Below are 13977 nucleotides of genomic sequence, written 5' to 3'. Positions count from 1 at the left end.
ATTGAGTCACTCAACGGTCAGTTTTAATGGGAGAGAAACACGCCCCCCACAACAGGCTGATAGCGACCTGAAGTGGGGTTTGTGCTTTTTAGGGGTTTGGTATTAAGCGACGAAAGTTAATCATCGGCAAGCTCAACAAACCGGTTAAGGCCAAAGAAAATGACCAATACCATGGCTGATCGGTATGCCCGAACCCATGGGCGAACAACAACACAATCAGCAACAGTAAAGCAGCCTGTTTCATCCAGAGATATAAGGTCTGCTGATTGAACCGATGGATCCTATACATGCCCGCCCACAACAACAGCGATCCTCCGGCCAGTACCAGCCAGAAAATGCCAACTGCAGACCAGTCCAATAACACCGTGCCGAAAGCGGACGCCACCAAAGCCAGCGGTGTGAGCCAGACAAAGCCGCGCCAGCTGGTGTACCAACGATTGCGAACATTGCGTTTTTCAAACCACATGTTGACTCCGGTGACTGTGATTACAGTCATGGCCAGACCCAGCACAAGATACAACCACTGAGTGATTGGTCCACCAAAAGTACCAAAGTGCAGACGATAACTGGAATACGCCACTTGCCGGCCGGCCGAGCCATCAGCCAAGTGCTGATAATCAATGAATGATCCATCGCTGTGATAGCGGTAAATTTCTGAATAGATCAACCGGTCCGGCGGATAGGCCGCCACTTCTATGTATTGTTGATCAGTACCTGGATTTTGTACCACCAGATAAAGCGGCTGGGCATCTGGTGCTCTGTTGTTTAGATCCCGATGGATTTTATTAATTTGTGGCACCACAGCCGGCTGATCGACTGACGGATCATGTCCAAATACTTCACTGATGATTTGCTCAGCCTGATAGTCCTCCTCAAAATAATCAACCAAAGTCATGCTGATACCGAACAAACCGATGTAACCTCCGGTCAGGCTGATCACAAAGAAGAAGGGCAAACTCCATACACTCAAGCGATTATGAACATCGGTTTGTTCCAATTGGCGGTTACTGCCCAACCTGAGTTTAAAGGCATCCTTGAATAAATTAGGATGTGACAACAAGCCAGAAACCATCAGCCCACACATCATGGCACCCAGCATACCAACAATGATCATGCCCCAGGTTCCCGGTAAGTGCAGGTAATAATGCAAATCTGTCAGCATGTCTGTCCACGGGATATCAACCGGCGCTGTCAATGCACCATCTTTGTCCACCCACCACTCATCAAGGGCATCAGCAACATGAGCCCTGGGCAAATCCTTACTGGGATAGACAAAATAGAGCGCCTCAACAGGCCTGTTGACCTTGGTCTGAAATGCAGCCAGTGCCCGGCTGATGGCCTGATCACTGATGCTCAAATAGGGCTCGGAACTGGACTGCTCCCAGCGCTCAAAGTCACTCTTGAATACCAACAGAGATCCACTCAGGCACACCAGATACAGCACCGCCGCCAACACCAGGCCAATCCAGGCATGACTGCGCAATGTCTGTTTAACCAGGTTTCTTGAAGGGGTCAATTGTTTTAATAATTTCATAACAACAACATACTCAAAGGAATCACCATCAATGAAAAGACTGCTGGCCTGATTAACCGCCGTTCTGCAGCAAACCAGACTGCCAGGCACCCCCACAGCAACGGCACCAATATGAAGGTCAGCACCCACTGGTTTGCCAGCTCACTGACCAATAGCCTGGAAAACCACACAGCCAAACAAACCGCAGTGATCAATGCGATCGGCGCAGCAAGCAGAAAAACCAAGCATTTATGGCGCCGGGAATAGTCAGCTTTGACCTCAGTCGTTTGCTTTTCGCGATACGTTTTGTATTTGATTGTGGCCCGGCTGGCAATCAACAACCATGCCACCCAGCTGATATGAAACAAGACATACAGGACACTGAACTCCGGGCCTGATACCATTGACCATAGGCGATGAGACAACGCCAGCAACAACAGCGACAGCAACACATACATGACCCTGAACAATTGACGCCCCCCGGTGCTGCTCTGTTGTGCCTTAAACCAGCACCAGATCATCAGCAACAATCCGCCAATGGACCATATTTCAACCTGCCAGCTAGTCATCAGAACTGATATTTAACACTGGCAGTGATGGTGCGTTTTTGCCCGTAAAAACAATCACCTCTGGCCAGACAACTGGTGGTCACCGTTTTATCTGTCAGGTTATCCACATTAAAGCTGAAATCATAGGGTCCTGATTCATAGCCCAACATAAAATCCAGTAAAGTGTAATCCCGGGTTAACAGTGGCTCATTCAACACTGACCCATCCTCTGCGACAACACGGGCACTGCCATCAGAAGTTTCACCCACATAGCGAATCCCGGCGCCGATTTTAAAACCTGGCCAGAAATGTTCAGGACGCCAAGTCAACCAACTGGAGAACATGTGATCCGGCGTCGCAGCCAGTCTGGCACCCAATTCACCCAGCGTGTTACTTTGGGTGATTTCAGAATCGGTATAAGCATAACTGGCGTACACATCAATGGTCTGCCACTCAAATTGTCCCTCAAGCTCCAACCCGGTGATTTCAGCTGCTCCGACCTGTATACTGCCTGCGGGATTGATCACAGCCGGATCATTCAGGTCAGCAGCAGATAAAGGCGTGGTGCGATTTTGCTCGGTGATCTGATAAACACTGGCGGTCAGCAAATGCTCTGTACCAGCTGGCTGATACTTCAATCCCAGCTCAAACTGCTCACCTGATTTGGGCTCATAAGACTGACCATAGGCGTCCTCGCCCACAATGGGTTCAAATGATTCAGAATAACTGAGGTATGGAGACCAGTTATTGGCAAACTGATACATCAGACCAAACTTACCAGTGGTGGCTTCAGACAACTGGCTTGTGGTCACGGCCGTTTTGTTTTTAACCCGGTCATGACGCAAGGCGGCGGAGATAATCCAATTATCACCCAGATAGATTTGATCCTGCAGATAGACGCCGGTTTGTAAGATGTGATTGGCAGGGGTATCAATCACCTCATCCATTGATGGAAAGTTGCTGATCATTCCGTAAACCGGATCATACAGATCGAGCAAGCCGCCCTGTCCAAACAGAAACAGGCTGTCATTATCTGTTTTGGCGTTCTGGTAATCAATTCCCAAAACCACTTTATGCAGGCTGTTTCCCCACATGTGATTGCCATGTAAACGCAGATCTGTGGTCAGGGTTCTGGCCTGGTTATCACTGATGTATATCGAACGCAACAAACTGCGGTCATCAGCCTGAAATACCGGAGGCCAGCCATACATGGTGCGATAATCCACAGTTGAGTCTGAGTAACGGCTTCCGGCCTGCACTGACCAGCCATTGGAGAAATCATGCTGCAACAAAGCCGTTAATGCCTGCTGTTCAGAATCATAACCATCAAATGCAGGTTCACTGACAAACCGATTGACCGGAATTGGTCCGTTAGGGGCCGGTAACCGGGTGCCTTCATGTGGAAAAAACTGGGTGCTGGAACCGGTTTCACTGTTTTGCCAATGGCCAATCACAGTCAATTCGGTCATATCTGACAGATGAATGGTCACTGACGGATTGAACAACAGTGAATCATCGTCAACAAAATCCGTCTGGCTGCCTGAGTCCCTCAACAGCGCCACCGCTCTGTACAACACACTGGCTTGCTGATTGACAGCCCCGGTTACATCAATTGCCAATTGACGACGGTCAAATGAACCCAGTTGTCCCCAAAGCTGACCACTGAATTCTGTTTGTGGCTTTTTTGAGACCATATTGATGATGCCACCGAGACTGCCCTGACCATATAACACCGAACTGGGACCTTTGAGAATTTCTACCTGTTGCAGGGTATAGGGATTGGGTCGGGTATTGTTGTAGAAGTTAAAATTGGTTCGCAAGCCATCCAAATACTGTACCGGAGAGACTGATCTGATCTGTGACCAGTCCCCCCGACTGTCAACGCCGTAAGGTCCGTTATAAACCCCAGCCACATAGCCCAATGCGTCCTGCACCGTTTCAGCCCCCAGATCTGCAATGCGCTGAGCAGTCAGAACAGACACTGAGCTGGCAGTATCGACAATCGGCGTATCGGTTTTTGCTCCGGTAGCCGATACATAGGAAATCAGTCCGGATGAAGAAGCAGTGACCTGAATATCTTCAAGTTGCTCACTGTCTTCATCCGGGCTTGCAGGATCATCATCAACATCAGCCAGAACCAAACCATGGAACAGCATGAGTAGAAAAATAGATTTGAATGAATTCATTTAACACGCGCCAATATTTAAAAAAGCGTATGTTAATGCAATTGATAATGATTCGCAATTGTATTTGTAAATTATTTATCCTGCCCTTCAGATTAGACCTGCCATCAACCCCAAAGCCACCACCCCCAATAACACTGAGACCATCAGGTGAACCGCCTTGAGGGTGACTTTTTGTAACAATCTTCGCCCCAGCCAGGCACCCAAAAATGCCGACAAGCAAGCCGCCACAACCAGCGACCATTCAATCTGTTGATAGCTGGCTGACAGGTGCTTTCCGTAAACCAACAACCTGGAAACGTCAACCACCACCGCCACCATCACACCGGTGGCGACAAACTGTTCTTTGGTCAGCCCTGCCTTAATCAGGAACATGCTGCGAAATGCCCCCTGATGACCGGATAAACCACCAAAAAAGCCACTGATCATCCCACCCAATGGCAAGTATCTGCGGTGCAGTGCCAGGGCCGCAAACCACCTGGAAAATTCCAACAATACAAAAATCAATATCAAGCCACCGACAATGAGTCGCAGTGCAGTGGTCTGCAAGCTGTACCCCAGCAAGTTGTATGACAGGCTCGCTTCACCGGCAGCCAGCCAGCCGAGCACCCAGGCACCCAGCAAGGCGGCCACCATGGCCGGACCACCAAAACGCCAGAACACCGACCATTCGGTATGACGGCCCAACAGTGCCACTTTGAACAGGTTATTCGCCAGATGGACTATGGCAGTGACACCGATGGCCACTTCCAGAGGAAAAAACAAGGCCACCACCGGCATCAGTAATGTGCCCAGGCCAAAACCTGAGAACAAAGTCAACCCTGAAGCCAGCAAAGCCACCAGTGAAACAATGAATATATCCATGACTTGAGTGATGCGAAGGAATTAATTTTATTGTAAACATTTTCAAAAAGAGGCGTATGACAAAAACAGTTTTATTTAATCTCTCCTTCATTTGTCAGGCGACAACAGCGGGGCTATAATAAATAAGTGGTGTGGGCAAATTTAATTGATGATTTATAATCAAGGCATGTCCATGTAAATCGACTGATTTAACGGGATATGAGATGAAAAAGTGGATATTGATACTGGTTATAATGGCCAATGGCGTGGCTCAGGCGGCCATCATGGAGATCATCGACAGTTCAGGTGATGGCAATGGCAACACCGTTGATGGAGTCGGACTGAATGTAGATGACAATGGAAATGTCTACATCACTGGCGTCAACACCGATAATTTATTTCGCATCAGTGCATCGACATCCTGCACCACTGCTGACTGTGAAATCATAGAAATTCTGGATGCCAGCGGAGACGGTGTCATTGCGCATGACCGTACCAGTGCAGTAGCCACCGATGCTGACGGAAATGTTTACGTTGCAGGACAGTTCAGTGACAATGTCTGGCGTATTTTGAATCCAATTAACTGCAGCACCAGCGGCACCGCTTGTAACATTGAAGAGATCATTGGACCGTCAGGTGATGGCAGCAACCCGTTGGATACACCTGTGGCATTAGCAGTGGACCATTCTGGTCATGTCTATGTGGCAGGCGCTGTATCTCACAATGTTTTTCGCATCGCAGCATCAACCACTTGTGGAACCGGAGGTCCAGCCTGTACCGTCACCGAAATCATTGATGAATCAGGTGACAACAACGGGAACATCATCAGCCAGCCTGTCGGTTTGGCAATCGACAGTCAAAACAATGTGTTTGTGACCACACAAAATTCAGACAATGTGTTCAAAATAGCCAATCCGGGCAGCTGTTCAACCAACGGCACACCATGTACGATCACCGAAATCATTGACGAATCAAGCTTAACAGCCAGTGCTTTTGGCCGTGGGCTGGTGGTTGACAGTCAGGATAATGTATATTTAACCTCACTGGGTTTTTTTGAGAATGCCGCGGTATTCAAAATCAACACCCCAGGAACCTGTAGCACCGCTGGTACTGCTTGCACCATCACTGAAATTTTCAATACGCCAACACCACAACAAGCAGGCAACATGGCCGTTGACAGTGCCGACAACATCTATTTTGCCGGTGGCAATGGTGACAATGCATTTCGAATTGATAACCCGGTTAATTGCAGCACCAGTTCCACACCATGTATCATCACTGAAATCATCGATGCCAATGGTGATGGCGTTGCCATATTAGATGGACCGGGAAATGTCGCCATTGGCAACGATGTGGACGTCTATGTATCGGGTGGTGGTAGTGACAATGCCTTCAGAGTGAGCGGCGCAGCTGAATCCACCGACTTGATATTCAGGAATGGTTTTGATTTTTAATGTATCAGAATCAATGCGGTAATTGATACCGGCTTTTCTAAAATTCTGCTGCCAGGTCAAATCGCCTGGCGAATGCCCGGTGTCGTTGCCGGGCTGACGCTACCAGGGAATTAAACCGGGGATGGTTGTGCAGGGCTTTCATGGCCGGATCTGATTGCCAGTAATTGGCCGCAAAAAAACCCTGCTTCAAGGTGAGCTCGAGTAAATCCAAAGCATCATCTTGTGCACCGGCCAAAGCCATTAACTGTACCTGCTTATAGGTGACTTCACCATCACTCAGGCCTTGTTTATTGCGTAATTGAATGGTTTCTTCTACCTTACGGATGGCGGCCTGGTTATCCCCTTGAATGATGGCCAGCAAGGCCCTGGAAAAATCCCCGAAAACACCCTTAGGCTGATCTTCCAGTACCCGCAGTAAAACCTCATGGGCGCCGCTGGCATCACCACTGAGCATCAGATTCAATGCCCGGTAATAATCATGATACTGGTTACCTGGTGAAGCCAGTAAAGCCAGGTGCTTTTCAAACTCATTCAAGTACAGAAAGGTGTTTGGTGCCTGATAGATGGGACGTGAACTATAAAAATAAGGATCACGTATCAGCATTGTCTGGTTCAATGCAGCGGCTTTATTGAGGAACCCTGCGTAGCGCAAATTGGAGACTTTCAAATACATCAGGCGATTTTTATGTTCAGGTAAATGGCGATTCAATTCATATGCTTGTTCCACTTTATTGTGTTCCAGCAAAATGGCATTGCGGGCTATTTTGGCTGATTCAAAACGCCCGGGGGCCAATGACTCAACTTGTTCAGCTGCTTTCAAAGCCAGGTCATAATGCACGTTTGATCCGCCACAAATCCAGATTTGTTTGAAGTGATTACCCATCAGCAGATGCCAGGCATAAGCAAACTGGTCATCCTGTTCAATGGCTGCACTGAGCAATTCCATGGCCCGACTGATCTGTTCACAATCATTGCTGCGCCCCAAATGGTGAGCCGTTATCAATAACCGATATACCCCTGGATCAGGAATGAGTCCCGTATCTTCGGTCAACAATTGCGCTTTGGGCTGAATCAGTTTAACAATCTCCCGGACGGTGTTTTTCCTTTGGTTATACAAAGCCTGAACAGCCAACCGATCCTGCGGCCACGGGAAATCAAAAGCCCCCAAATCATAAGGCTCCATCACACCACCGTTAAAATGATGTAAGGTCAGGTGCAAACGCAGTTGTTCAGGGGCTGGTTCCGTGACGAAGCCCTCCAGGATATAGTTGGCATGGGTGGCTTTTTGAATGGTCAACATGTCATTGAATTGAGCCGAGATGCCCGACAAACTGTCTGGGCCGATCACCCGATTGACATCAGTGGCACTCAACTGGACCATCAATTGATCAACCAGTACATGTGACAAATGCACCAACCGATCATCAGCCTGCTCCCTGACCCAGGGTAATATCACCAATGAAACTTCTTGTTGAGCAACCGCTTGAATTGCAGAGAATTCGTCTTGATTGTCTTTCAAAACAAACCACATCACCCCCACTGCCAACAACATAAAAACAGACAACAATAACCACAGTGGTCTGAAGTGAGTTGCAGTGCGTTTATTGGGCGAAGCTGACACTTGCTTCACTGCCACATTGAACTGATAGCCCCTGGCGCGAACGGTTTTGATCATCGAATCTGCGCCCTGTGTCTGGTCTAAGATTTTTCTCAATTCATAAACAGCCCGGGAGATGGCATTGCTGGTGACCACACGGCCTTGCCAGATTTGCTCAATCATGTCTTCCTGAGTGACCACCTTGCCAGCCTGTCGGACCAGTAACCATAGCAAGTTGAACAATTTGGGTTCCAACGTCACAGGCTGGCCATCAGCCAGCAACACAAATCGTTCAACATCCAGCTCGAACTGATCAAAACAATAGACAGTGGTGTGTTCAGGACTGCTTTTCATGGGTGGGATTGACTGATCGCTGACGACCCGTTCATGGTAGCTCAGGGCAGAGGTCATTGCAATGGCAACAAGCTCCTGTTGATGTTCAATAGCTCAGAACATCAGCTGTTCCGACACCCAATCAGCCGATCATCATACAACCATCACCTCTTCATCACATTAAGCATTACCCGTGTCTTTAAGATGAAAACCATGTCTGATCGAACGCGCCAATGAATTTTTCTGCTGCCAGAAGCCGGTTTTGGATGCTCCTGTTGGGTTGCTTTTCAGCCTCGTCGGTCAACACCCAGAACGGTTTAACACTGATTTCCGAAACTGATAAGAAGTTGATTGGCATTCATCACCTGTCTCCCACAGAAAAGCCGGTTCAGCTTTCTCTGCAACTGACTCACACCATCGTCATCCGGCAGGACACCATAGACGCTGCTGTGCTGACAGATGCACAAACAGAACATTGATGTACAGAATGACTGCTATGAAAGCCAGCTGTCAGGAGCCTGGCTGAAAAATAATAACCTTTTCATAAGCCGTTCATGATTCAACATCAGGCAGAACCTAAGCTGAGGTTTTCAATTGCTGAGAACCCTTATGGATACCCGGAAGCTGTTTTTTTTCATGAGTTTTGTGCTGGTGACAACTCCTTTGTCTGCTGCCCAGATCGTCATTAACACCACTGATTTAACCAACCTGCCAGCTGACGATGGTCTGTGCACCCTGGTTGAAGCCATCGACGCCGCCAACACCAACCTGGCATCAGGGCAACTGGCTGGCGAGTGTGCCGCCGGCGAGGCCCATCCGGTGGTTGATGAGATTACCTTTGATAACGCCATACTGCCGGCTTACTTTGCCACCTTTGAAACCTACACACTGTCAGAATCAATCCATCTGAAGGGACCCGCCAAAGAGCTGGTCACTTTTGCCGGCATTGCACAGAGCAGAATCCTGGAAATCAGTAATCTGCAAGCCGATGCCGAATTCATCATCAGCGATGTGACCTTTGCTGACACCAGCATCCGCTTGCCAGCCAGTGATTATGGAGCAGCGATCTGGGCTTATCACATCAGTGGGGCTTCATTGACCATTGAACGGGTGGATTTTTTACGCAACAACTCTGAACGCGGTGGTGGCGCCATAGGGCTGTACGCCGGTAGCAACAACACCACAACCATTCGTGACAGTTACTTTTCCGGTAATTTCGTTCAGGGCATAGATCAAACCGTGGCCGGTGGTGGCGCTGTATTCATTGGTGGCCAACAAAACGTCATCATTGAGAACAGTACTTTTGCCAACAACACCGCCACTAACCTGGCAGGCAATAACCCCTTGGATGATGCCGCCGGTGGTGCCATCCTGGTCAGAGCCAATGGCGCGGCTTTTGTATCAACTGTGGAAATCACACAAAGTACTTTTTCAGAAAACATTGCTGATGGCGTTGGTGGAGCACTGGCCATGGGTGGTCCGGGCTACCCCTTGGAAAGCGCTGAAGTCACATTGCGACACAACACATGGGTCGCCAATCAAGCAGACTTTAACAATGATCAGACCGGCAATGATTCCGGTGGAGGAGCGATCTATTCCTCTTCATCTGCCGGGGTTAACCTGAAGAATAATCTGATTGCCGGCAACAGTGATCAGTCACAAAGTGCGGCTCCGGAACTGACCGGTGGTTTTATCACTTTTGGCAACAACCTGATTGGCAACAATCAACAGATCAGTACCACTTTTCCCGCTGGACAACCAAACATCAATGATGACTTCGTCGGTGAACCTCCGGTGATTATTCTGCCGTTGGTTTCACCTTTGGCTGACAATGGAGGCCCAACACCAACCCGTCAGCTACTGATCAATTCTGTGGCCGTAGATCAAGGCAAGTGCAATGCACTGACCAGCGACCAAAGGGGGCAGTACAACGACCAAAGCGGCTTACGCAGCGTGGATCAACCAGGCATCAGTGACTTTTTTGATGGCTGCGATATTGGTGCCGTTGAATTGGGATCAATCGCCAGTGACCCCTTACCAGTGGCCACTGCCGACAGTTATATCTTGCTGGAAGGAGCCACTCTGACCCTCACTGCCGCCAATGGTGTACTGTCTAATGATGTTGATGATGATCCCTTGGTGGTGATATCGGCAGGCCAGTTCAGCACCAGCACCGGAGATGCCCAGGGGCAATTGACACTCAGGCCTGATGGGGCTTTGCAATTTCAGGCTGATGATGCAGATGGCTATGGGGTGACCACTTTTGATTACACCATCACTGATCTGTTCAATCGCAGCACCATCACTTCCGAATTCATCGTCGAGCCAGTCAATGATGCCCCCTTCTACTCGGTTTCGAGTGAGACAGTGGCTGGTATTCAAGGTCAGTTCATAACAGTAAACAATTGGGCGACTGACCTGAGTGCCGGACCAACCAACGAAGCCGGTCAGCAACTGGTGTTTGCCGTTGATGTCAGCGCCGCACCGGTGGGGTTTTTCAGTGGTTTTCCTGCCATCGATCCCGGTACGGGAGACCTGACATTTGAGCTCGCAGCAGACGCCAGCGGACAGGCCCTGGTAGATATCAGCCTGCGGGATGATGGCGGAGTCGTCAACGGTGGTCAGGACACCTACACACGTGCCATCACTTTTGTGGTTTCTGATGTGATTTTTGCCAACAGTTTTGAGTAATCAGAGGAGTCTCTCATGCGTTTTTTTACCTTGAAAATATGGTCTGCCACGGGCTTTTTATTGTTTGCTGGTCTGGCCCAAAGCCAACTCATCAGCTGGTTATCCGAAGCCACAGGTCAGGCTGGCGACATCGCCAACAACACATCTTACGGCGCCCAAATATCAACCAATGGACGCTACGTGACCTTCGGTTCACATGCCAGCAACCTGATCAATGGTGATGACAATGGCCTGTCCGATGTGTTCATCAGAGACCTGCAACTGGGCAACACAACACTGGTGACCAGTCGCTCAGATGGCAGCCAATTGAGCAGCTTCGTGTCAGCGTATTCCAAACCCACTTCTGACGGACGCTACGTGGCATTTGTCAGTGATGATGAAACCCTGCCTAACAACCAGGGTTCTGTCTATGACCACATATACCTCAAAGACCTGGTGACCGGCACCCTGACCAACCTCAGTGAATATGGCAATGGCCTTTATTTTGATACCTATAACGGGGTTCACCTGAGTGACGATGGTCAATTCATTACTTTTGCTTCCAGCGACGCCATTGATCCGCTGCAAACCAGTTTTCGTTATCAGGTATACCGAAAAAACCTGACCAACAATACCTATGAGTTGCTCAGCATTTCTGCCGATGGGCTGGCTGTTGCTGACGATTACACCGCTGTGGCCGGGGTCTCAGATAATGGCAGGTATGTCCTGATGGCTTCAGAAGCCACCAACCTCACCAATGATGTGATCCTAAACTCCAGAGACAACCTGTTTCTGCGGGACACCCAGAACAACACCACCACACTGATCAACATCACACCCACCGGGCAATCATCGGCTTTCGATGATTTTTCCATTCCCGCAGCAGTCAGCAACACCGGTGTGGTGGTGTTCATTACCAGCCAGGGTGATTTGGTGGCCAATGACAACAACGGCCGTGATGATGTTTTTGTGTACGACAATGGCATCATCAACCGGATCAGCCTGGACCTCAATGGTCATGAGTTAACGGATGGTTTTCCATCTGGCGTCGACATCAGTGGTGATGGCAGCCGCATCGTGTTTTCTCACAATGCCAGTAACCTGGTCAGCAATGATGCAAATGACTTCTATGATTTGTTCAGCTATGATCCGACCACAGAAACCCTGAGCCTGATCACGGTCAATGAACAAAACGTTTCTGCCAATGGTTACAGTGCTGGAAGCGATTTGTCTCTGAACGGCAACCGGCTGACCCTGATTTCAGCAGCCAGCGACTTCAACCAACAACAGGTGTTGCCCGGTGAAACCGAAATTTTTGTTCATCAATTCAGCACAGCACAGTTCACTAAAGTTTCCACACCATTGTTTGATCCCCACACCATCATTGATGACATCTCAGTTGCCTTCAGCAGCAGTGACCAGATGTGGGTGGTGTTCAACACCAAAGCAGCCAACATGACACCTGACCCGGTTGATCCGGCCTTCAGCCACTTGTATCTGCTCAACCGCCACAGCAACGACATTCAGCTGCTGGTCGAAAATGCCGGCGTCAATGGCATCTCACCTTCAGGACGTTTTGTGGTTTTTTCATCGAATTACTTTCACCCCGGAGGTACTTTGGATCTGGGTTCATCTCACATTTATTTATATGACCGTCAAGATGACAGCATTCTGGCAATTGATGAAGGGGTGCTCGCACAAGTCAACGATGCAGGGCTGGTGGTGTTTCAAACCATCAAAAGCATCGCAGCCAATGACCTCAACACCACGTATGACATCTACCTGTTTGATCCCGTAACACAAAACATCAGCCTGGTATCTGAGGACCTCAATGGTTTAGCAGCCACTGGCGTACAACCGTCAATCGGCGGAACCGGCGCAAACACTTTTGTGGTCTTTGATTCTGAAAGTGATGAGCTGGTCCCTGCTGACACCAATGGTTTTGGAGATGTGTTCATCAAACAACTACCCAGCGGCCCAATCACCCGGGTCAGTCAAACCGCCGCCGGTACAGAGGGCAATGACCAGTCCAATTCAGCTGATATCTCTGCCGATGGCTCTCAAATAACCTTCATCACAAGGGCGTCCAACTTGACCACCGATGACTACAGTCAGGCGGGTGATTCCCAGGTGCTGATGTATGACCGGATCAACACCACATTGAGCCTGGCGTCAAAAAACGAATCGGGTTTGCCGCTGTACAGTGACAATGCCAGTATCTATTACTCAAGCGTTTCTGACAGTGGCCGTTATGTGGCTTATAAATTCACAGAGAGCACCTTTGATGGCATCGACTTTGCCGGCGATGATGATCGCCGTGATGACCTGGTTTTGTATGACAGTCAGACCGATACTGGCCGGATCATTTCACTGAGCAATCAGGGTCAGCATGTTGACAGCATTGTGGGGATACGCATGCAAGTCATGGAAAACACCACCGTCACCCCTGCACGGATTGGTGTGCTGTTTACTGCCAGACAAACCCCGGAGTGGACTGCGGTGGCCAATCATCCCGGGCATGAAGAGTTGTTTTTATATCAACAGGGTGGCCCGGACCTGAATCTGCAGGTGGTGGTTGAAGGCTTTGGCCAGGTTGCAGGCACATCAGGCATCAACTGTGACATGAGTTGCACTTATGATTTTCCCCTGGGTACTGAACTGACCCTGGTGGCCACACCGGATCAGGGCATGCATTTTGTTGGTTGGTCAGTGGATTTTGGAAATTGCGTTGATCAAACCAATCCCTGCGCGCTGATGATGGAACGTGACAAAGTACTCACAGCGCATTTTACAGACCCCAGCGAAGTCATCTTTATCAATGGCTTTGATGATTGAT

At 49.2% G+C, this 13977-nt stretch carries 9 protein-coding genes; 4 read left to right on the top strand and 5 right to left on the bottom strand.

The window, feature by feature from the left end; translation table 11 throughout:
• Positions 1-88: 88 nt before the first annotated feature.
• The 4 genes from B0475_RS14060 to B0475_RS14045 all read right to left on the bottom strand — a co-directional run bounded on the left by B0475_RS14060 (position 89) and on the right by B0475_RS14045 (position 5108).
• Positions 89-1534 carry a PepSY-associated TM helix domain-containing protein gene (locus tag B0475_RS14060; RefSeq protein WP_077412518.1) on the bottom strand — a complete coding sequence of 482 codons (1446 nt, stop codon included), beginning with the start codon at positions 1532-1534 and terminating at the stop codon, positions 89-91.
• Positions 1531-2082: a hypothetical protein gene (locus B0475_RS14055; protein WP_077412517.1), complete on the bottom strand. Its 552-nt coding sequence runs from the start codon at positions 2080-2082 to the stop codon at positions 1531-1533. The genes B0475_RS14060 and B0475_RS14055 overlap by 4 nt, the downstream gene beginning before the upstream one ends.
• A complete protein-coding gene (locus B0475_RS14050) occupies positions 2082-4247 on the bottom strand; it encodes a TonB-dependent siderophore receptor (protein ID WP_077412516.1) in 2166 nt (721 codons plus the stop codon). Before B0475_RS14050 ends, B0475_RS14055 begins: the two co-directional genes overlap by 1 nt.
• 87 nt (positions 4248-4334) lie before the next feature.
• Complete coding sequence (locus B0475_RS14045; protein WP_077412515.1) at positions 4335-5108, bottom strand: sulfite exporter TauE/SafE family protein; 774 nt, start codon at positions 5106-5108, stop codon at positions 4335-4337.
• 203 nt (positions 5109-5311) lie between these two features.
• Here B0475_RS14045 and B0475_RS14040 point away from each other — a divergent pair, with 203 nt between their 5' ends.
• Positions 5312-6541, top strand: a complete 1230-nt coding sequence (locus B0475_RS14040; protein WP_077412514.1) for a Vgb family protein — start codon at positions 5312-5314, stop codon at positions 6539-6541.
• A gap of 37 nt (positions 6542-6578) precedes the next feature.
• Here the strand turns inward: B0475_RS14040 and B0475_RS14035 are convergent, their stop codons facing one another.
• Entirely contained in the window at positions 6579-8492 is a 1914-nt protein-coding gene (locus B0475_RS14035; protein ID WP_198538304.1) for a winged helix-turn-helix domain-containing protein, read from the bottom strand.
• A 212-nt stretch (positions 8493-8704) separates the two neighbouring features.
• On the opposite strand from B0475_RS14035, the gene B0475_RS14030 reads away from it, so the two are divergent.
• The 3 genes from B0475_RS14030 (at position 8705) to B0475_RS14020 (ending at position 13976) form a co-directional block, all read left to right on the top strand.
• On the top strand, positions 8705-8950 hold the full coding sequence (locus B0475_RS14030; protein ID WP_077412512.1) for a hypothetical protein: 246 nt from the start codon (positions 8705-8707) through the stop codon (positions 8948-8950).
• A gap of 130 nt (positions 8951-9080) precedes the next feature.
• On the top strand, positions 9081-11162 hold the full coding sequence (locus B0475_RS14025) for a choice-of-anchor Q domain-containing protein (protein WP_077412511.1): 2082 nt from the start codon (positions 9081-9083) through the stop codon (positions 11160-11162).
• A gap of 15 nt (positions 11163-11177) precedes the next feature.
• Positions 11178-13976 (top strand): InlB B-repeat-containing protein, encoded by a 2799-nt coding sequence (locus B0475_RS14020; protein WP_077412510.1) that lies wholly within the window; start codon positions 11178-11180, stop codon positions 13974-13976.
• The last annotated feature ends 1 nt before the right edge of the window (position 13977 follow it).

The organism is Marinicella sediminis (assembly GCF_002000055.1).
In the GTDB taxonomy this organism is placed as follows: Bacteria; Pseudomonadota; Gammaproteobacteria; order Xanthomonadales; family Marinicellaceae; genus Marinicella; species Marinicella sediminis.
The sequence above is the reverse complement of the archived record's forward strand: the minus strand, read 5'-3'. Positions and strand labels throughout refer to the sequence as shown.

What these genes read in the sequence shown, in the direction of transcription:
- B0475_RS14055 (WP_077412517.1), bottom strand. Translation starts at nt 2,082, where the DNA reads ATGACTAGCTGGCAGGTTGAAATATGGTCCATTGGCGGATTGTTGCTG.
- B0475_RS14020 (WP_077412510.1), top strand. Translation starts at nt 11,178, where the DNA reads ATGCGTTTTTTTACCTTGAAAATATGGTCTGCCACGGGCTTTTTATTG.
- B0475_RS14040 (WP_077412514.1), top strand. Translation starts at nt 5,312, where the DNA reads ATGAAAAAGTGGATATTGATACTGGTTATAATGGCCAATGGCGTGGCT.
- B0475_RS14060 (WP_077412518.1), bottom strand. Translation starts at nt 1,534, where the DNA reads ATGAAATTATTAAAACAATTGACCCCTTCAAGAAACCTGGTTAAACAG.
- B0475_RS14030 (WP_077412512.1), top strand. Translation starts at nt 8,705, where the DNA reads ATGAATTTTTCTGCTGCCAGAAGCCGGTTTTGGATGCTCCTGTTGGGT.
- B0475_RS14025 (WP_077412511.1), top strand. Translation starts at nt 9,081, where the DNA reads ATGGATACCCGGAAGCTGTTTTTTTTCATGAGTTTTGTGCTGGTGACA.
- B0475_RS14045 (WP_077412515.1), bottom strand. Translation starts at nt 5,108, where the DNA reads ATGGATATATTCATTGTTTCACTGGTGGCTTTGCTGGCTTCAGGGTTG.
- B0475_RS14050 (WP_077412516.1), bottom strand. Translation starts at nt 4,247, where the DNA reads ATGAATTCATTCAAATCTATTTTTCTACTCATGCTGTTCCATGGTTTG.
- B0475_RS14035 (WP_198538304.1), bottom strand. Translation starts at nt 8,492, where the DNA reads ATGAAAAGCAGTCCTGAACACACCACTGTCTATTGTTTTGATCAGTTC.